At 63.2% G+C, this 18,979-nt stretch carries 19 protein-coding genes, 2 tRNA genes and 2 pseudogenes; 17 read left to right on the top strand and 6 right to left on the bottom strand.

The annotated features are described in order from the left end of the window. Window positions 1-91: 91 nt before the first annotated feature. The 10 genes and pseudogenes from XCSCFBP4642_RS0103730 (at window position 92) to XCSCFBP4642_RS0103770 (ending at window position 8,071) form a co-directional block, all read left to right on the top strand. A complete protein-coding gene (locus tag XCSCFBP4642_RS0103730; protein ID WP_029218604.1) occupies window positions 92-1,114 on the top strand; it encodes an IS1595 family transposase in 1,023 nt (340 codons plus the stop codon). Window positions 1,115-1,786: 672 nt separating this feature from the next. After that, window positions 1,787-2,443: a DUF1629 domain-containing protein gene (locus XCSCFBP4642_RS0103735; protein WP_029218605.1), complete on the top strand. Its 657-nt coding sequence runs from the start codon at window positions 1,787-1,789 to the stop codon at window positions 2,441-2,443. 30 nt (window positions 2,444-2,473) lie between these two features. After that, window positions 2,474-2,719, top strand: a pseudogene (locus XCSCFBP4642_RS29875) (AHH domain-containing protein); the annotation flags it as partial. Window positions 2,720-2,758: 39 nt separating this feature from the next. Beyond that, window positions 2,759-3,448, top strand: a pseudogene (locus tag XCSCFBP4642_RS0103740) (hypothetical protein); the annotation flags it as partial. A 157-nt stretch (window positions 3,449-3,605) separates the two neighbouring features. Then, window positions 3,606-3,923 (top strand): hypothetical protein, encoded by a 318-nt coding sequence (locus XCSCFBP4642_RS28210; RefSeq protein WP_152527212.1) that lies wholly within the window; start codon window positions 3,606-3,608, stop codon window positions 3,921-3,923. A gap of 3 nt (window positions 3,924-3,926) precedes the next feature. Continuing rightward, entirely contained in the window at window positions 3,927-4,505 is a 579-nt protein-coding gene (locus tag XCSCFBP4642_RS0103745; protein WP_029218607.1) for an anthranilate synthase component II, read from the top strand. A 169-nt stretch (window positions 4,506-4,674) separates the two neighbouring features. Next, window positions 4,675-5,307 carry a flavin reductase family protein gene (locus tag XCSCFBP4642_RS0103755; RefSeq protein WP_029218608.1) on the top strand — a complete coding sequence of 211 codons (633 nt, stop codon included), beginning with the start codon at window positions 4,675-4,677 and terminating at the stop codon, window positions 5,305-5,307. 117 nt (window positions 5,308-5,424) lie between these two features. Further along, window positions 5,425-6,462, top strand: a complete 1,038-nt coding sequence (gene trpD, locus XCSCFBP4642_RS0103760) for an anthranilate phosphoribosyltransferase (RefSeq protein WP_029218609.1) — start codon at window positions 5,425-5,427, stop codon at window positions 6,460-6,462. A gap of 102 nt (window positions 6,463-6,564) precedes the next feature. After that, window positions 6,565-7,362, top strand: coding sequence for an indole-3-glycerol phosphate synthase TrpC (gene trpC / locus XCSCFBP4642_RS0103765; RefSeq protein ID WP_029218610.1), 798 nt, complete (start codon window positions 6,565-6,567; stop codon window positions 7,360-7,362). Beyond that, window positions 7,355-8,071 (top strand): haloacid dehalogenase-like hydrolase, encoded by a 717-nt coding sequence (locus tag XCSCFBP4642_RS0103770; RefSeq protein ID WP_029218611.1) that lies wholly within the window; start codon window positions 7,355-7,357, stop codon window positions 8,069-8,071. The genes trpC and XCSCFBP4642_RS0103770 overlap by 8 nt, the downstream gene beginning before the upstream one ends. A gap of 369 nt (window positions 8,072-8,440) precedes the next feature. On the opposite strand, the gene crp is transcribed toward XCSCFBP4642_RS0103770, so the two are convergent. Next, the gene (gene crp, locus XCSCFBP4642_RS0103775; protein ID WP_029218612.1) at window positions 8,441-9,133 is read right to left on the bottom strand and encodes a cAMP-activated global transcriptional regulator CRP; all 693 of its coding nucleotides are present in this window, start codon (window positions 9,131-9,133) and stop codon (window positions 8,441-8,443) included. A gap of 137 nt (window positions 9,134-9,270) precedes the next feature. Here crp and speD point away from each other — a divergent pair, with 137 nt between their 5' ends. Continuing rightward, complete coding sequence (gene speD, locus XCSCFBP4642_RS0103780; protein WP_005990692.1) at window positions 9,271-10,065, top strand: adenosylmethionine decarboxylase; 795 nt, start codon at window positions 9,271-9,273, stop codon at window positions 10,063-10,065. Window positions 10,066-10,229: 164 nt separating this feature from the next. Continuing rightward, window positions 10,230-10,544 carry a DMT family transporter gene (locus XCSCFBP4642_RS0103785; protein ID WP_003483069.1) on the top strand — a complete coding sequence of 105 codons (315 nt, stop codon included), beginning with the start codon at window positions 10,230-10,232 and terminating at the stop codon, window positions 10,542-10,544. A gap of 83 nt (window positions 10,545-10,627) precedes the next feature. On the opposite strand, the gene coq7 is transcribed toward XCSCFBP4642_RS0103785, so the two are convergent. After that, a complete protein-coding gene (coq7, locus tag XCSCFBP4642_RS0103790; RefSeq protein ID WP_029218613.1) occupies window positions 10,628-11,281 on the bottom strand; it encodes a 2-polyprenyl-3-methyl-6-methoxy-1,4-benzoquinone monooxygenase in 654 nt (217 codons plus the stop codon). 181 nt (window positions 11,282-11,462) lie between these two features. On the opposite strand from coq7, the gene rplM reads away from it, so the two are divergent. Beyond that, complete coding sequence (gene rplM, locus XCSCFBP4642_RS0103795; RefSeq protein WP_016902424.1) at window positions 11,463-11,891, top strand: 50S ribosomal protein L13; 429 nt, start codon at window positions 11,463-11,465, stop codon at window positions 11,889-11,891. A 2-nt stretch (window positions 11,892-11,893) separates the two neighbouring features. Then, complete coding sequence (rpsI, locus tag XCSCFBP4642_RS0103800) at window positions 11,894-12,286, top strand: 30S ribosomal protein S9 (RefSeq protein ID WP_005990700.1); 393 nt, start codon at window positions 11,894-11,896, stop codon at window positions 12,284-12,286. A gap of 442 nt (window positions 12,287-12,728) precedes the next feature. Here rpsI and XCSCFBP4642_RS0103805 read toward each other — a convergent pair. Together XCSCFBP4642_RS0103805 and XCSCFBP4642_RS0103810 are read right to left on the bottom strand one after the other, a co-directional pair. Next, window positions 12,729-12,803: transfer RNA gene (locus XCSCFBP4642_RS0103805), tRNA-Gln, on the bottom strand. A 52-nt stretch (window positions 12,804-12,855) separates the two neighbouring features. Next, window positions 12,856-12,932, bottom strand: a tRNA-Met gene (locus tag XCSCFBP4642_RS0103810). Window positions 12,933-13,050: 118 nt separating this feature from the next. Here XCSCFBP4642_RS0103810 and XCSCFBP4642_RS0103815 point away from each other — a divergent pair. The 3 genes from XCSCFBP4642_RS0103815 (at window position 13,051) to bfr (ending at window position 14,827) form a co-directional block, all read left to right on the top strand. Then, window positions 13,051-13,668 carry an RNA pyrophosphohydrolase gene (locus XCSCFBP4642_RS0103815; protein ID WP_029218614.1) on the top strand — a complete coding sequence of 206 codons (618 nt, stop codon included), beginning with the start codon at window positions 13,051-13,053 and terminating at the stop codon, window positions 13,666-13,668. A gap of 80 nt (window positions 13,669-13,748) precedes the next feature. Beyond that, entirely contained in the window at window positions 13,749-13,964 is a 216-nt protein-coding gene (locus XCSCFBP4642_RS0103820) for a (2Fe-2S)-binding protein (RefSeq protein ID WP_029218615.1), read from the top strand. A 392-nt stretch (window positions 13,965-14,356) separates the two neighbouring features. Further along, window positions 14,357-14,827 carry a bacterioferritin gene (bfr, locus tag XCSCFBP4642_RS0103825; protein WP_005990707.1) on the top strand — a complete coding sequence of 157 codons (471 nt, stop codon included), beginning with the start codon at window positions 14,357-14,359 and terminating at the stop codon, window positions 14,825-14,827. 523 nt (window positions 14,828-15,350) lie between these two features. On the opposite strand, the gene XCSCFBP4642_RS0103830 is transcribed toward bfr, so the two are convergent. Next, a complete protein-coding gene (locus tag XCSCFBP4642_RS0103830) occupies window positions 15,351-16,271 on the bottom strand; it encodes an IS110 family RNA-guided transposase (RefSeq protein WP_029218350.1) in 921 nt (306 codons plus the stop codon). Window positions 16,272-16,692: 421 nt separating this feature from the next. Next, window positions 16,693-18,957, bottom strand: a complete 2,265-nt coding sequence (locus tag XCSCFBP4642_RS0103835) for an ATP-binding protein (RefSeq protein ID WP_029218616.1) — start codon at window positions 18,955-18,957, stop codon at window positions 16,693-16,695. Window positions 18,958-18,979: the final 22 nt, after the last annotated feature.

Below are 18,979 nucleotides of genomic sequence, written 5' to 3' on the forward strand. Positions count from 1 at the left end.
CCTGATTAGCCCTGACCATCAGCCGCCTGTCGCAGGATCTGCGCCGCGCTGGGTGGATGCTGCTGTCACCTGAAGCCAACGAGGTGGCGTGATGAGTATCAATGCCGTGCAGTTCCAAGCGGGATTGTCGATGCCTGAGTTCTTCGCGTCCTACGGCACCGAAGCCAAGTGCTATCGCGCGCTTTACAAGTGGCGCTGGCCGCAAGGCTTTCGTTGCCCTGTTTGTGCCGGACGCGTGCGCTCGCGTTTCAAGCGGGGTGCTGCGATCTACTACCAATGCAGCGCGTGCCGGCATCAGACCAGCCTGATTGCAGGCACGATGTTCGAAGGCACCAAGCTGCCGCTGCGCACCTGGATGCTGGCGTTGCACCTGCTGACCTCGACCAAAACCAACATGGCCGCGCTGGAGTTGATGCGGCATCTGGGCGTCAACTACAAGACGGCCTGGCGGATGAAACACAAGATCATGCAGGTTATGGCCGAGCGCGAATCCATGCGGAAACTGGCGGGTTTCGTGCAGATCGACGATGCCTATCTCGGCGGCGAGCGTAACGGTGGCAAGGCCGGACGCGGATCGGAGAACAAACAAGCGTTCCTGATTGCGGTGCAGACCGATGCCACCTTCACCGCGCCGCGCTTTGTGGTGATCGAGCCGGTGCGCAGCTTCGACAACACCTCGCTGCAGGACTGGATTGCCCGTCGCTTGGCGCCCGAATGCGAGGTCTACACCGATGGGCTGGCCTGCTTCCGCCGGCTAGAAGACGCCGGCCACGCGCACACCACGCTGGACACTGGCGGTGGTCGTGCCGCGACCGAAACGGCCGGTGCACGTTGGCTCAACGTGGTGCTGGGCAATCTCAAACGCGCCATCAGTGGCGTGTATCACGCCATCGCGCAAGGCAAATACGCAAGGCGTTACCTGGGAGAAGCGGCCTATCGTTTTAATCGTCGATTCCGCTTGCGCGAGATGCTGCCACGACTTGCCACGGCCATGATGCAATCCACACCATGCCCAGAGCCGGTTTTNATGCTGCCACGACTTGCCACGGCCATGATGCAATCCACACCATGCCCAGAGCAGGTTTTACGTGCAGCGAGCAATTTTCATGGCTGAGAGTCGGGGCTAATCAGGAGGGTAATTGAGAGGTAATGGGATTACCTTTCGGGGAGGTAATCACGCCCCCAAAAAATACCCTTAAATTTCAATCACATAACTTTTCTATGGAAGCCGGATTACCTTAAATCACCCCAAAAGGTAATCCGGAAATTCCCATTGGCATCAATTGCTTAGGCCTTGTTTCAGGCTCCGGATTACCGATTACCTCGTTCCGATGGTCATTTACCGAAATGCGCCGGGAGGCCTAGCAACGGATCGCAGCCGGTCGCCCCCGCGAAGCCCCCCAGGCGCGCAGCGATCTGCAGGGAAGAAAGGCCTCCTTGAATCGCACGGATCGGTAACAGCAGCGCGGTCTAGGCCCACCCTGCGGGGGTGCAGCGAAAGCCATGCATGAAGACCGCAGGCGTGGCGGGGCGACGATTGCGCGCGCCAGGGCCAGCGCTGTCCGTAGGCGTCGGGGTTTTCCTACTGCGTCGGTCGCTGAAGACGTGCAACATAGGGGGCCGTATCCCGTCCCAACAGGGCCTACAACATGCCAGCATCCGCCGCCGGCCCTGCCTCCATTACTGGCGATCAAGCGCAGAGGTGGGCGTCTGATGGGGAGGCAGCGAAGCGACTCACTTGTGGGCACCTGTTCGACGCATGCTGGATTGTTGAGAGAAAGTACCTATGAATGAAGCAAAAGAAGCCCGCGCAACACTCGACAGCACACCTCAAAAAGGTGCGTTCTACATCTTCAGACCTGATATGCGCAGTGGTGGGTCTGGACATGGCGTGGTGTTTGAAAACGAGAAGGCACTCCGCCCAGAAGGCAGGGGCATCATTCGACCACCGGACGGAGGGTTCCCGCCGCTGAAAGAAGCTCCGCGCCTTCGATATAACCAAAGTCGAGGACAGATGCCGAATGATCTGCAAGGCGGCTTCAGCGGATACTGGCTAACCTCAGACCCATTAAAGAGAGTGCTCGAATCCATTGATCCCAAAGGATTCGAGTTCGTGCGCTGCGATTTTCTTCTGGAAGACGGATCGCAAGGCCCTCAATATTACTTGTGTGACGTCACCAGAGTGATTGATGCGATCGACGAGGGTGCGTCAACGGTCAAGGTTCTGACGGAGGGATATTCGAAAGGCAAGTACTTCGATCTGACTGGCGGCGCGAGCTTGGCTTTCGATAAGGAAGTCGTTGCATCGGCCCACGTCTTTCGGACGCCGTACACGGCAGACGCTTTCTGCGATCGCTTATTACGTGATGCGCTGATCGAAAACGGTTTCGGCAGATCACCAAAAACACGTGGAGTCAGACTTATCGACGCTTCGGCTTACTGACTGTCTATCGCGACCAAAGAGCCAACAAGCATGCCTGCCAATCAAGTCATCCTTCATAGTCATCATGTAATTGAACAAGATGTTTTTCGCGATCATCTTTTGCTCCAGAAGCTAACTGAGCATGGCCTCATCGATGAGCATGCGTCCGCAAATCGATTGTATTTGCCGGTAGACGGCAAACTAGCCGACGCAATTGAAACATCGCCTCATCGGGGACGGACGCGAGGTTCTTATACAGATGGAGTCACAGACTTTCTGAATCGACTTGAGAAAAATGATGTTGGTCAGGCAGCGCTGGATGACGATCAAGTAGCACTGAGAAAAATTGCCGCTCAAGTTCACGATTTTCGAGACACACTCAAAGTCGCGCTCATCAATGGCGATGCATTTGCAACTACCCCAGATCGCTTGACCAAGGCCGAAACGAACGCGCAAAACCGCAGCACCCTCTCCGAGATTGATCAATACCGCGCTGCCCATGAAGACCAGTTGAGAACGCTGCGCTCCATGAGCGATGTCGAATCCGAATGGGCCGCGATCACCCACTCCGAGAGGCGAATCACAGAAGTGATCGATGTCGCACGGACGACGGGGCGCAATCTCGTCGGCGTCCCGCGTGAACCCGACGTCCTAGTACGCGAGATCGCCGGCCGCGAGGAATTCCGCATGGCCATTGCGCACGCCGAAGATGCCGGCCGAGTGAGGCTATCCGAGTCCAATGCGGCGTTGGTCCAGCAGGTCCTGGATGACACGCCGACAGCCATCGGCACTGCTGCGCGCAGCATTCGCCAAGGCGCAGCCGCTACACCGCATGCGCCGTACACACCAGTCTCCCAACGCGGCTTCACCACCGCCGAGCTGCTGGCCGGCGAGCTCTCCGCCGGCCAGGCACTGCGCACTGCCGGCCTGCTCGCCACCGCCGCCGACACGGTAATGACCGGCCAACGCGCCACGCAGCTTCTGGGCCAGGACAACCCGCTCGCCGCACAATCGGAGCTCGCGCATTTNACTTGCCACGGCCATGATGCAATCCACACCATGCCCAGAGCAGGTTTTACGTGCAGCGAGCAATTTTCATGGCTGAGAGTCGGGGCTAATCAGGGAGAATTTTACAGTCCAAGAAATTGCTGAAGAGCTTCGGGATATCGAAGCGAGGCTGCATGTGCTGGAAAAGCTTCGCAATTTTGCAATTGTTACCGTTCAAATCACTCAAGAGCGAGGGCAGGGGGCATATCATCTTATCATTTTGGACTCTGGAAGAAGAACAGTCACCCTGAAGCCTTTCCCTGTGTCTCGTCTTGAGCAGGCAAACATCGAGTATGCGCAGATTGAACTTCGAGCAAAAGCAGGGGAGAGCGTCGAAGCAGTTTTGGTAGCAGCTGGCCCAGTCGACGCCTTAAGAAAAGCATATCCAAATTATTTTCTAGATACTCATGAATTCGTTCGCCAAATTTCGAAAGTTTTGGGCAGGAAGGTTTAATAAATGTTACTGATGCTCGATAACTACGACAGCTTCACCTACAACCTCGTGCAGTACCTGCAGGCGCTGGGCGCCGAGGTCACGGTGGTGCGCAACGATGCGATGAGCGTCGATGAGATCGCTGCGCTCAAGCCCGAGCGTATCGTGATCTCGCCCGGCCCGTGCACGCCCAACGAGGCCGGTATCTCGTTGCAGCTGATCGAACGGCTGGGCCAGACCACGCCGATCCTGGGCGTGTGCCTGGGGCATCAGAGCATCGGCCAGGTCTACGGCGGCGATGTGATCCGTGCCGGCAACATCATGCATGGCAAGACCTCGCCGATCCGCCACGAAGGCAAGGGAGTGTTCGCCGGCCTGCCGGACAGCTACGAGGCCACGCGCTACCACTCGCTGGTGGTGGACAAGACCACGCTGCCGGAGGCATTGGAAGTCACTGCCTGGACCGAAAACCCGGATGGCTCGATGGAAGAGATCATGGGCCTGCGCCACCGCCAGTTCCCGGTGGAAGGCGTGCAGTTCCATCCCGAGTCGATCCTCACCCAGCACGGTCATGCCCTGCTGAAAAACTTCCTGGAGCGCTGATCGCGATGGTGTACGCGCTTGCCAGCCGCGGCGATGCAGCGTCCGGTCGTGTCGATGCACAGCAGACCGGTGACCATGCTGCCGGTGCATCGCTGCGCCGAATGCTGCGCCGTCGGCGAATGACCTTGCCGCTACCGTCTCAAATGCTGTTGCCTGGATCCGCACGCACATGAGCACCTTCGACGACAGCATCCATTTCTACGAGCCGGCTCAGGGCCACGGGTTGCCGCACGATCCCTTCAATGCCATCGTCGGCCCCCGTCCGATCGGCTGGATCGGTTCGCGCAGCGCCGACGGCGTGGTCAACCTGGCGCCCTACAGCTTCTTCAACGCGTTCAACTACACCCTGCCGATCGTGGGGTTCGCCAGCATCGGCCGCAAGGACAGCCTGCGCAACATCGAGGCCACCGGCGAATTCACCTGGAACCTGGCCACCCGCCCGCTGGCCGAGGCGATGAATGCCAGCGCGGCGGTGGTGCCGGCGGAGGTCGACGAATTCGTGCTGGCAGGTCTGGACGCGGCACCTTCGCGGTTGATCGACGTGCCGCGCGTGGCCGCGAGCCCGGTCAGTTTCGAATGCCGGCTGAGCCAGCTGGTGCCGCTGCAGACCGCAGCCGGCGAATCGATCCAGACCTGGTTGGTGCTGGGCGAGGTGATCGGCGTGCATCTGGCGCGCGCGGCGCTGCAGGACGGCATCTACGATCCGGCCGCCGTGCAGACCATCCTGCGTGCCGGTGGTCCGGCCGATTATTTCGAAGTGCTGCCGCAGGCGCGCTTCCGGATGCAGCGCCCGGGTCAATGAATCCGTTGGCAGGGTTCGCATGTGTCCATGTCTGCAGCGCACGGCGCATGCGGGTCACCGGCGCGAGCTGATCCACTGCTGCACGCGCCTTTCCTCCTTCACTCCCACGGCCGTCCCATGCCCATTACCCCGCAAGAAGCCCTGCAGCGCACCATCGAACACCGCGAAATCTTCCACGACGAAATGGTCGCGCTGATGCGGCAGATCATGCGTGGAGAGGTCTCGGACATGATGGTCGCCGCCATCCTCACCGGGTTACGGGTCAAGAAGGAGACCATCGGCGAGATCGCCGGCGCGGCCACCGTGATGCGCGAGTTCTCGCGCCGCGTGGAGATGAGCGATTGCCAGCACATGGTCGATATCGTCGGCACCGGCGGCGATGGCTCGCACACCTTCAACATCTCCACCTGCGCGATGTTCGTGGCTGCCGCTGCCGGCGCCAAGGTGGCCAAGCACGGCAATCGCAGCGTCTCGTCCAAGTCCGGCAGTGCCGATGCGCTGGAGGCGCTGGGCGCAGTGATCGAGCTGCAGCCCGAGCAGGTCGCCGCTTCGCTCGCGCAGACCGGCATCGGTTTCATGTACGCGCCGGTGCATCACCCGGCCATGAAGGTGGTGGCGCCGGTACGCCGCGAAATGGGCGTGCGCACCATCTTCAACATCCTCGGCCCGCTGACCAACCCGGCCGGCTCGCCCAATATCCTGATGGGCGTGTTCCACCCGGATCTGGTCGGCATCCAGGCGCGCGTGCTGCAGGAGCTGGGCGCCGAGCGCGCATTGGTGGTGTGGGGGCGCGACGGCATGGACGAGCTCTCGCTCGGCGCCGGCACGTTGGTTGGCGAACTGCGCGATGGCCAGGTGCGCGAGTACGAGGTGCATCCGGAAGACTTCGGCATTGCGATGTCGGCCAGCCGCAACCTGAAGGTGGCCGATGCAGCCGAATCGCGCACGATGCTGCTGCAGGTGCTGGACAACACCCCCGGCCCGGCACTGGACATCGTCGCACTCAACGCCGGCGCCGCGCTGTATGTGGCCGGTGTGGCCGACAGCATTGCCGATGGTGTCGCGCGTGCGCGTGCCGTGCTGGCCGATGGCTCGGCGCGCGCCAGGCTGGAGGCTTATGTGGCCTTCACCCGTCAGGTCGCCACGCAGGCGTAATCGCACACTGCCGCAATGCCACGGCAATCGCGCGGCGGCGCACCGTCCCAGCGCGGTGTGGCCCTCTTGACCGATAATGCCCGCCCGCCAGGACCCCATACGATGAGCGACATCCTCAATACCATCCTTGCCCGCAAGGCCGAAGAAGTCGCCGAGCGCAGTGCGCGCGTGCCGTTGGCCGAACTGGTCGCGCGGTGTGCCGACCTGCCGCCCACCCGCGGCTTTGCCGCAGCCATGCAGGCCAGCATCGCGGCCGGCGATGCAGCAGTCATTGCCGAAGTGAAGAAGGCCAGCCCGTCCAAGGGTGTGATCCGGCCCGACTTCCACCCGGCCGACATTGCGGTCAGCTATGAATTCGGCGGCGCCAGCTGCCTGTCGGTGCTGACCGACGTGGACTTCTTCCAGGGCGCCGATGCCTATCTGCGGCAGGCGCGCGATGCCTGCACGCTGCCGGTGCTGCGCAAGGATTTCACCGTGGATCCGTACCAGGTCTACGAAGCGCGCGTGCTGGGGGCCGACTGTATCCTGCTGATCGTCTCGGCACTGGAAGATGCGCAGTTGGCCGAGCTGTCCGGCCTGGCCATGCAGCTGGAGCTGGATGTGCTGGTGGAAGTGCACGATATCGACGAGCTCGAGCGCGCAGTGCAGGTGCCGGTGCCGCTGGTCGGCATCAACAACCGCAACCTGCGCACCTTCGAGGTCTCGCTGCAGACCACGCTGGACATGCGCGCGGCGGTGCCGCGCGACCGCATCCTGGTCACCGAAAGTGGCATCGTCACCCCTGACGACGTGCAATTGATGCGCTGCAATGGTGTGAACGCGTTTCTGGTCGGCGAGACCTTCATGCGCGCGGCCGAGCCGGGCGAGTCCTTGCGTCAGCTATTCTTTGCGCATGACTGACTCGTTTCCTGCCCCGCGCGAAGACGCACCGCTGGTGGTCTTCGACTTCGATCACACCCTGTACGACGGCGACTCCGGCAGCCACCTGTTTGCCTGGTTGATCAAGCGCAACCCGTTGCGCCTGTTGGTGGCGCTGCTGGCCTCGCCGATCCTGGGCCCGATGGTGGCCATGCTGCCCACCCGTCGCCGCGGTGTGTCCGGCTATGTCTGGATTGCCACCTTCGGCCTGCATCGCGCGCGTGAGTTCAACCGCTTCATCGATGCCTACGTGCTCAAGCATGAGGTGCAGATCCGGCAGCGCCTGCTGCCGCATGCGCTGAAGGTGTTCACCGAACATCGGGCCGCAGGCGACCGCGTGGTGGTCGCCACCGGCGCACCGCCCGAGCTGGCGCGCGCCATTCTTGGCTTCGTGGCGCATCAGGACGTGCCGGTGATCGGCAGCCTGGTCGGCCCGCGCCTGGGCGCGGTCACCGCACGGCGTCACTGCCATAACGAAGAAAAGATGCGCATGCTGCGCGAGCGCGGCTATGCCGATATCGCCATCGCCTATTCGGACAGCACCGCAGACCTGCCGCTGTTGAAGGCGGCGCGCGCACCGGTGGTGGTCAATCCCAAGGCCAATCGCGAAGACCTGTTCCGCCAGCTGCTGCCGGCGGGCACGCCGATCCTCAACTGGGGTTGCCGCGACCGCGGTGGCAAGGCGCTCTAGGCCGCACTGGCGCAGATGCGGAAGTAGCGACGACAAGCAGATCAGCGTCAGAACGGGTGTAAATGCCGAGATCGGCAGGCTGGTGCAAGTGGCGACACATCAGCTGCCCAGCGGCCAGCGCGTGCCTGCAGACCGGCTGGCCACGCGCCGTGGTCCCAGGCAGCGAGCCGGACTGGGCGGTTTCGCAAAGGGGTGTCTGCCGGTGCGTATTTGAAGCCCAAGGCCAGGTCACCGGCTTTGGAGTTGCCGCTGGCAATGACCACGCATGAATTGCAGTGGCGCGTTCCAGAGATGATCGCGATCAAAAGATGACCGCGATCAAACAAACGGTCGATGCGGCGTTCGCATCGACCGTTGGTCTTCAACCGCTTAGCGCGTGCCGTACAACACGACGGTCTTGCCGCGTGCGTGCAGCAGGCCGTCGGCCTGCAGCTTCTTGAGCACGCGTCCGGCCATTTCGCGCGAGCAACCGACCAGGCGTGCCAGCTCCTGCCGCGACACGCGCAGCTGGGTGCCCTGCGGGTGGCTCATCGCCTCGGGCTCCTTGGACAGATCGTGCAGGGTGCGCACGATGCGGTCGGTCACGTCCAGGAAGGCCAGGCGGCTGGCTTTCCTTGTGGTATCGAGCAGCCGTTTTGAAAGCTGAACACCTAGTGCGTAGAGGATCCGCGGGGCATCCGGCGACAAGCTGGTCTGAAACAGCTGTTGCAGGCGCTCATAGCTGATCTCCGCCAGCTCGCACTGGGTGCGGGTGCGCAGGATCACTTCGCGGGTATCGGATTCGATGAACAACCCCATCTCGCCGACGAACTCGCCGCTGCCGAAGTAGCCCAGCACCAACTCACGATCGTCATCTTCCTCGGCAATGATGCTCACCGAGCCACTGATCACGTAGTAGAGGGTGCCGGCCGGGTCTCCGGGCCGGAACACATCGGTCCGGGTCGGATAGCGCCTGCGGTGGCTATGGGCCAGAAAACGCTCGATGGTGCCCGCGTCCAGCGCCAGAGAAGGGGTAGCGTTACGTACCGTCGTAGTCACAACCGTCGTGTTTCCTGGGCTCATGGTAGTTCCGCGTGTAATTCCTAAAGCTTAACGGCATGAGTCATGCAAGGTAAACCATTCTCGGTGACGGCATTTCGTTGCTGGGATCTTTGGCTCATAATTGACTCCTTTCCCGCCTTCCAAAAGGACAGACCGACGTGGTCAAGCCGTTGCCTCGCCTGAGGCTACAGGGGTTCAACAACCTAACCAAGGCGTTGAGCTTCAACATCTACGACGTCTGTTACGCGCGTACCGAAGAGGAGCGTCAGCGCTACATCGAGTATATCGATGAGCAGTACGACGCCGATCGTCTGACGCAGATCCTGACCGATGTGGCCGAGATCATTGGCGCCAACATCCTCAATATCGCACGCCAGGACTACGATCCGCAGGGTGCATCGGTGACGATCCTGATCTCCGAAGAGCCGGTGATCGACAAGAAGCAGGCCGGCAAGGAACTGATCTCCGATGCCGTGGTTGCTCATATGGACAAGAGTCACATCACTGTCCATACATATCCGGAGACGCATCCGCAGGAAGGCATCGCCACCTTCCGTGCCGACATCGACGTTGCCACCTGCGGCGTCATCTCGCCGCTGAAGGCGCTGAACTACCTGATCGAGAGTCTGGAGTCGGACATCGTGATCATGGACTACCGTGTCCGCGGCTTCACGCGTGATGTGAAGGGCAAGAAGCACTACATCGATCACAAGATCAACTCGATCCAGCATTTCCTCGCCAAGAACGTGAAGTCGCGCTACGAGATGTTCGACGTGAACGTCTATCAGGAAAACATCTTCCACACCAAGATGCACTTGAAGGACTTCGATCTGGACCAATATCTGTTCGAAGAGCGCGCCAAGAACCTGTCGTTCAAGGAGCGCATGAAGATCGAGACGCTGCTCAAGCGCGAGATCGAAGAGCTGTTCCACGGACGTAACCTGAGCGAATAAGCGCAGCGAACGACGTGCCGGCCTGGCTGCGTGCAGGTGGGCTCAAGATGCAAGGCGGGACGGCCCGCCACGCGATGACCTCGCGTTCCATAGCCGACGGCGGCCCAGTGTGCAGACACTGGGTCGCTTTTTTTTTGTCCGTTTTTTCTGTGAGGAGTACCGCAATGCCCTGGATCTATCTCTTGCTGGCCGGCCTGTTCGAAATCGGCTTCGCCATGGGCCTGAAATACAGCGACGGCTTTACGCGGCTGTGGCCCACCGTGCTGACGATCGGCCTGGCCGGTATCAGCCTGTGGTTTCTGACCCAGGCACTGAAGACCATTCCAGTCGGCACCGGCTATGCGATCTGGACCGGCATCGGTGCGCTGGGCGTGACCATCGCCGGCATCGCCCTGTTCGGCGACAGCGCCTCGTGGTCGCGCCTGGCCTGCATCGGGCTGATCGTGGCGGGTGTGATTGGATTGAAGCTGGTCGGTTAGTCAGCCCCGCTGCGCGGGCCTGCCCGATGTGTGCGGGTTAGCTGCAGCGCTTGAGCGGCTGCAGCCCGTACCCGATTCCCGACCTAGAGCCGGTACGCCACCGTCTTCATCAGCTTGGAGGCCAGGGCCATGGCGCTGGGGATCGGTGGGGGGAGGATGCGGGCGCCGGCATGTTCTGCGTGGTCGGCGTGGCGGGCTTCGTCGATCTTCATCACGCGAAGGATGGCGCGGCTGCGTTGGTCGATCTGCGGCAGGGTTTCCAGGTGCTCGTCCAGGTGGGCTTCCACCTGGCGCTCGGTTTCGACCACGAAGCCCAGGCTCCAGTCGTCGCCGCGCAGTCCGGCCAGTGCGCCGAGCGCGTAGCTGCCGGCGTACCAGAGCGGGTTGAACAGGCTGGGGCGGCTGTCCAGCTCGTGCAGGCGGTCGGCGCACCAGGCCAGGTGGTCGGTCTCTTCCTGCGCCGCTTCGAGCAGGTGCTGCTGGGTATGGGCATCACGGGCGACCGCGGCCTGGCCGAAGTACAGGCCCTGCGCGCAGACCTCGCCGACGTGGTTGATGCGCATCAGCCCGGCGGCATGCTCACGCTGCGGGGCCGTCAATTCGGCGTCCGGGGTGTCGGCAGCGGGGTTGGGGCGCTGCGCGGGCGGGTTGCCGAACACCGTTTCCAGCGCGCGCTGGGCTTCGATCAGCAGCCGGTCGAGCGGGTTCTGCAGTCGGATAGGGGAGGTCTGGGTCATGCCCGGATTCTGGCCTTCGGCCGCGCCGCTGCCAACCGCCAGCCGCTGCCTGGTTGGGCAACTTGCGCCGCCCCGGGCTGTCCCGTACAATCCCGCCTCTTCTGTTTCGCCTTCACAACGCGTGGCAAAGTTCCAGCGGTCATTGCCGCTGCAATCCGCCCGACCACTCAAGAGTTTTCTCATGACTACGTTCACCGCCAAGTCCGAGACCGTCCAGCGCGACTGGTATCTCGTCGACGCCGCCGGCAAGACGCTCGGCCGTCTGTCCACCGAACTGGCCCGTCGCCTGCGCGGCAAGCACAAGCCGGTTTATACCCCTCACGTCGATACCGGCGATTACCTGGTGGTGATCAACGCCGAGAAGATCGTCGTCACGGGCAATAAGCTCAAAGACAAGAAGTATCACCGCTTCACCGGCTACATCGGTAACTTGAAGACCGAGAGCCTGGAGCAGGCGCTGGAGCGCCACCCGGAGCGCGTGATCGAAATCGCCGTCAAGGGCATGCTGCCGAAGGGCCCCCTGGGCCGCACCATGTACCGCAAGCTCAAGGTCTATTCGGGTGCCGAGCATCCGCACGCCGCCCAGCAGCCGCAAGTTCTGGATATCTAATCATGGCTATCACGCAAAACTACGGCACTGGCCGCCGCAAGTCCTCCACCGCTCGCGTGTTCCTGCGCAAGGGCACTGGCAAGATCACCGTCAACGACCGTCCGCTGGACGAGTTCTTCGGCCGTGAAACCGCGCGGATGATCGTGCGTCAGCCGCTGGAGCTCACCAAGAACACCGAGAGCTTCGACATCCTGGTCACCGCTTCCGGCGGCGGCACCACCGGCCAGGCCGGTGCGATCCGTTTGGGCATCGCGCGTGCGCTGGTCGAGTACGACGAAACCCTGAAGTCCGAACTGCGCAAGGCCGGCTTCATGACCCGTGACGCCCGTGAAGTCGAGCGTAAGAAGGTCGGTCTGCACAAGGCCCGTCGTGCGACCCAGTTCTCCAAGCGCTGATCCATCGCGTCTGGCGTGGGGTCCTTCGGGCGCCCACTGGGACCAAGCAAAAGCCCGGCTTCGGCCGGGCTTTTGTCGTTTGGAGTCTCGGCCCGCGCCGTGTTGGCCCGGGCTCGATTTGGATGGCAGGGTTGGGTGGTGGTTGTCGCGTTGGATCGTTCGCGATCCCGTCACTCAATGCGGCATTCAGCGGGCTCGGAAGGCGATCACGGCCCGCCCGCAGTTCAAGGCTTCACTGCGTCAGTTCTGCATCAACTGCCTGGTGAAAAAAGCCCCCTTGGAGTCCAAGGGGGTGCGCCGACAGGCGCGGGGATGTGGAAGCGGAAGGGCCGGTGCCCGCACCTTGCGCAGCAAGGTGCGGGGCGCAGGCGCATGGCGCCTGCGCGAACCCGCAGCCAAACACACAAAAAGGCCGATCTTTCGATCGGCCTTTTTGTGTGTTTGGCTGCCCCGGATGGATTCGAACCACCGAATGCCTGAGTCAGAGTCAGGTGCCTTACCGCTTGGCGACGGGGCAATAGAAACGTGTTGTCCCAGAGTATCGCATGCCTGCGCGGGCCTGGATACCTTGGTGGCTATGGGTGGACTCGAACCACCGACCCCAGCATTATGAGTGCTGTGCTCTAACCGGCTGAGCTACATAGCCTAGGGAGCCGGCAATTCTCGCGATGCGGTCGCGTGTTGTCAAGCATTTCGTTTTCAGCTTGTGAGCCGGGCGTCGCCGTGGCAGAGTCGGTGACAGTAGATTTTCAGGAGTCCGCATCGTGATCGATCCGGACGGTTTCCGGCCTAACGTCGGCATCGTGCTGATGCGCAAGGACGGTCAGGTGTTCTGGGCACGTCGCGTGCGCAGGGACGGCTGGCAGTTCCCGCAAGGTGGCATGAACACCGACGAGACCCCCGTTGAAGCCATGTACCGCGAGCTGCGCGAAGAAACCGGGTTGTTGCCCGAGCATGTGGAATTGCTCGGCGCCACCCCTGGCTGGCTGCGCTATCGCCTGCCGAGCCGTGCGGTGCGCCGCAACGAGCGGCAGGTGTGCATCGGTCAGAAGCAGGTATGGTTTCTGCTGCAGTTCACTGGCGACGAATCCCATCTCAGGCTCGACCACACCGATACCCCGGAGTTCGATCACTGGCGCTGGGTGGATTTCTGGTATCCGGTCGAGCACGTGGTGATGTTCAAGCGCGGCGTCTACGCGCGTGCGCTCCGCCATCTGGCACCGCTGGCGCAGAATCTGGCGGGGCCGGCTGCGGTCGGCGTGATGCCGCAGCGTGCGCTGGAAGCATGGCTGCCGGGCAGCAGCGCGGCGGGTCACGACAGCCCGCGCAAGCGCCCACGCAAGCGAGGCGGGCCTCGGCAGGCTCGAATTAATAATGATTAACGTTTAGAATTGACACCCATTCTCGTTTGCGGTGCAATCAGTATCGGTCCTCTCCGGATCGCCAGCACCCGACCAATACCGTGTACGTCTGCATCTGTAATGGGGTCACCGACCACCAGATCCGCGAAGCGGCCGACAACGGCTGTGTCAGTCTGGCCGAGCTGACCATGCGGACCGGCTGCGGGTCCAACTGCGGGTCCTGCCTGGACATGGCGGCCGACCTGCTGAGCCAGGCACACGCGATGCGCGCTTTGCCGCTGCCGTTGCCGTTGCTGGGGTTGGCCAGCGCCGCCTGAGGCGTTGCTGCGCACGGCGCAATGCCCGTTCGATGGGCGTGGTGTCGCCTGTTACAACGTCCTGCTACAACGTTCTGAGGCTTTGTTGACCGGGACCCTCGTTGGCTTGTGGGTCGCCGCTGGAGACCATCCCTGGAGGAGATGCTGCCTGTGCGCGGGCGCCTTTCATCTTTCTCGACTGGTGCCTTGGCGCCTTGGGCGGTTGTCGATCGGCGCGCGCTGCCGATCCTGCCAGGCCTTTAACTGCGGCAGATCGTGGATCGGTTCAATCTGTCGTGGTTGCGGCCAGGGTCGCCTCGCCAGGCATCATGTAACTGATCACGATTCGCGTTCCTTCATGTGCCGCGCCAACGCGTTAGAGTGCGGCCGGCTCACTGTCTCGGAGACATCGCATGAAGGGCGATACCAAGGTCATCGAGTACCTCAACAAGGTGCTCTACAACGAACTCACTGCGATCAACCAGTACTTCCTGCACGCCAAGATGCTGAAGAACTGGGGCCTGAAAGAACTGGCCGAGCATGAGTACAAGGAATCCATCGACGAAATGAAGCATGCGGACAAGTTGTCCGACCGCATCCTGTTTCTCGAAGGGCTGCCGAATTTCCAGGCGCTGGGCAAGCTGCGCATCGGCGAAAACCCCACCGAAATGTTCCGCTGCGATCTGGCGCTGGAGCGCGAGGCGGTGGCGGTGCTGCGCGAGGCGGTGGCCTATGCGGAGACCGTCAACGACTACGTCAGCCGCCAGTTGCTGGTGGACATCCTGGAGTCGGAAGAAGAGCACATCGACTGGCTGGAAACCCAGCTGGATCTGGTCGCGCGCATCGGCGAACCGAATTACCTGCTGACCAAGCTGGACGACTGAGTCCGGCAAGCGCTGTGCTGCTGCCGGTGCAGCGGGCTAGGTTGGTGACGGCAGGTTGGGATGGGGAAGGGCGATGGGCTGCGGGTGCTTGGCGTGGCCGTAGCTATCCAGCGAGACGTGCGCGGCGCAGGTGGATTTGCCGGTAGCGTCGTTTCAATCTCCATTGCGATGGAGGCAGGGCTTGTGATTCCTTTGCCGTGTGACGCTGCTGCGCCGTTCGATGCCCGGCGCGTTGGGCATGGATGCTCGGTGAGCTGCACGCGCGTGGGGCAATGAGGTGGTGGTGACCTGACGCGCTTCCAGACCTGCGGTTTGATGGTGCGTGCTGGATGCAGATGGCGCTGCGCGGGGCGCGCTGTTTATCGCTTCGCTCCGTACCCTCACCCCAACCCCTCTCCCGCCGGGAGAGCAACTGTCTTGATCAACTGGCGGCGGCAGCCGCCAGTTGATCCCGCATTTTGGCGTTGAGGATGACCAGCAACTTGCGTATGGCCGCCACCAGNCGGGAGAGCAACTGTCTTGATCAACTGGCGGCGGCAGCCGCCAGTTGATCCCGCATTTTGGCGTTGAGGATGACCAGCAACTTGCGTATGGCCGCCACCAGGGCCACTTTGCCGGCCTTGCCCTTGTCACGCAGCCGTTGATAAAAATCGCGCAGTGGCGGGTTGAAGCGCACGGCCACCAGGGTGGCCATGTACAGCACCTGGCCGATGCCGGCCCGCCCGCCCCAGATGCGCCGCACCCCACGCATCGCGCCGCTGTCGCGCGCCAGCGGTGCGACCCCGACCAGCTTGGCAATGGCCTTGCCGCTCAGCTGGCCCAGTTCCGGCAGCTGTGCCGCCAGGCTCGCCAGCAGCACCGGGCCGACACCTTTGACCTGACGCAGCACCTGCAACTCTGCACGCGCGGCCAATTGCTGGGCGATGCGTGCGTCCAGCTGCGCCACCTGCTGCTGCAACTGCCGCACTGCGCTGTGCGCCTGCCGCTTGAGCCAGGCATCGGTAAGCGTAGACAGCTGCTGGCGCTGCTGCTGCACGACGGTCACCACCTGCATCCGCCGCTGCTGATAGGCGCGCAGTTGCCGGCGCCAGTCCTCCAACGGCTGATAGCGTGTCAGCGGCAGTACCGCCGCCATGTGTGCCAACGCACGCGCATCCAGCCGATCGGTCTTGGCCAGCTGACCGGTGGCCTTGGCAAAATCGCGCGCCTGGCGCGGATTGATCCGCACCATCGGCAGGCCGGCAGCATGCAGCGTGTCCAGCGCCAATTGCTCAGCACCCCCGGTTGCTTCCACCACCACTTGGTACAACGTCAGCGGCGCCAGCCAGTCACGCAACTGACGCAGGCCCGTGGCCTGATTGGCAAATCGCCGCGCCTGCTGCAAGCCATGCACATGCACGTCCAACCACTGCCTGCAGACATCGATTCCGACACTCTCGTTCATGATCAACTCCGCTATGCTCGACGGGTCGAGAGCTCTCCTGGGCAGCCCAGCCTTATCGTTACGAGCGCCTACTCGAGCAACTGTTCGGGCGTTTGCCAGGAGATTGCGGCGTGGCGACCTCGCTCTCCCGCGGTCGCTCAGACCTATGGGTTATCGGTCGACCACGCCGCCTCTCGACGCCTAATCTGGCAGATCGCCAAGAGATAAGGGGNGGAGATTGCGGCGTGGCGACCTCGCTCTCCCGCGGTCGCTCAGACCTATGGGTTATCGGTCGACCACGCCGCCTCTCGACGCCTAATCTGGCAGATCGCCAAGAGATAAGGGGCTTATATGTTTCGTTTCCGCTTCCGCTCCTAGATCCGAGCTTCGAGCGTCGATCCGATCCGATCCGAGATTGCCTGCGGCAGTGGTCGGTGCTCGCTCAGCCGGTTGCGCGGGTGGCGGCCTGTAGGCGGGCCACTTGGCCCAGCAAGGCCAGGCGGGCGCGGGCATATTCGGCGATCACCAGCGCCACCATCACCGAGGGGCGCTCGATGGTGCCGGTGCGGGCGGCCAGTTCGATCCGGCGTGCGGCGTTGGAAACGGCTTGGGCGCCGACGTTGGCGCTGGAGGATTTGAGGGTGTGGGCCAGGTCGCGCAGCTGCATGCTGTCGCGGTTGGCCGCTGCCGCTTCCAGTTGCTCGATGATGCCCGGGGCATCGTCCAGGAACAGCTGCAGGATGGTAATGGTGTCTGCGCCAGCGACCTCGTACAGCTCGTCGATGACGCTGCTGTCCAGGATCGGCAGCGCGCGGGCCTGGGCGCCGGCGCTGGCGCTCTCTGGGTCGGCCAGGGTCGCGCCGCTGGTCGAGCCGGGCAGCAACGGCTGCCGCGGTAGCCAGCGCTGCAGGCAAGCATCGAGTTGTTCGCGGGCGACCGGCTTGGAGAGGTAGTCGTCCATGCCGGCGGCCAGACAGCGTTCGCGGTCGCCGGCCATGGCGTTGGCGGTCATCGCCACGATCGGGATCGGGCGGCCGCCGCTTTCGGTTTCCATCGCACGCCAGCGCCGGGTGGTGGCGTAGCCGTCCAGCACCGGCATCTGGCAATCCATGAAGACCATGTCGTAGCGGGTGGATTCCATGCGGCTGAGCGCCGCTTCGCCGTCGGTGGCGGTGTCGGCGTCAAAGCCCAGTACTGCCAGCAGCTTCTGCGCGACCAGCAGGTTGACCGGGTTGTCCTCGACCAACAGGATGCGCACTTCGCGTGCGTTGGCCATCGGCGGCGGCAGCGGCTCGGGAATCATCGCCGACGCAGGCGCCGGCGCATGCACGGGCCGGGTGTCCGGCGGCAGTACCAGCGTGCGCAAGACCTCGTCCGGGCTCTGGCGCGGCACCAGGGTGGCGTGTTCCTGCAGCTCGCCGGGCACCGGTTCGTCGCCGTAGAGCCAGACCAGCCGGGAACCGCCCATATCCTCGGGACGGGCCAGTGCGCGATGCACCGCGCGCGCGCTGTAGCGCAGCGTGTCGTGGTCGGCGATGACGCAGCGCAAGCCATCGGTCTCGCTGTGGCGGCGCACGCGCTCCAGCGCTTCCTGGGTGGTCTCCATCATCACATGCGCCATGCCCCAGCCGTCGAGCAGGCGCTTGAGACGCTGCTGCAGGCGCGCATCGGAGCTGATGACCATCACCCGCGCGGCGTCGACGCCGGTGGCCTGCTGCAGGTCGCCGATGACCTTGAGCAGCGGGATCTCGAACCAGAACGTGGCACCGCGCCCAGGTTCGGACTCCACGCCGATGCGTCCGCCCATCAGGTCGATGATGCGCTTGCAGATGGCCAGCCCCAGCCCGGTGCCGCCGTACAGGCGCGTGGTGGAGGCATCGGCCTGGGCGAAGGAACGGAACAGGCGGGCCTGCTGGTCGGGCGCGATGCCGATGCCGGTGTCGCGCACCTGGAAACGCAGCAGGTGCTGGGCGCGGGTCTCGCCCAGGCGGCGCAGCTGGATATCGATGCTGCCGCGCTCGGTGAACTTGATCGCGTTGCCGATCAGGTTGCCCAGCACCTGGCGCAGACGGATCGGGTCGCCGCGCACCAGCAGCCGCACCGAGGGCTCGATGTCCAGGCCCAGGCGCAGCTGGCGGCTTTCGGCAGTACGTTGCAGCAGCTGCACCACGCCATCGAGCAGCTCGCGCAGGTTGAAGGTGGTGATTTCCAGTTCGAGCTTGTTGGCCTCGAGCTTGGAGTAGTCGAGGATGTCGTCGACGATGCGCAGCAGCTGCAGCGAGCTGCCGGTGGCGGTCTGCAGCATGTCGCGCTGGTCCAGGCTGAGCTGGCCGCGCGAGATCAGCTCGAGCATCGGAATGATGCCGTTGAGCGGAGTGCGGATCTCGTGGCTCATGGTGGCCAGGAACTCGCCCTTGGCCAGCGCGGCGGCTTCGGCGGCCTGCTTGGCGCGCAACAGTTCCTGTTCGAGCTCGCCGTGACGTTGCAGTTCCTGTTGCAGGCGCTCGCGGGCCAGTTCGGTCTCGTCCAGGCGCTGCGACAGCTGCCGCTGGGCGCGGAGACTGCGGTGCGCGGCGATGGCGGCGCACACTGCCAGCACAACGGTCACTGTGGCGGCAGCGGCGATGACGCTGCGCCAGGGCCCCTGCACGGCGCTCCACTGCAGGGCTGCGCCGGTGGCGGTGGCGATGGCCGCCACGATGGCCAGACTGCTCCAGGCGCGAAAGCCT

This window comes from Xanthomonas cassavae CFBP 4642 (assembly GCF_000454545.1).
Taxonomy (GTDB): Bacteria; Pseudomonadota; Gammaproteobacteria; order Xanthomonadales; family Xanthomonadaceae; genus Xanthomonas; species Xanthomonas cassavae.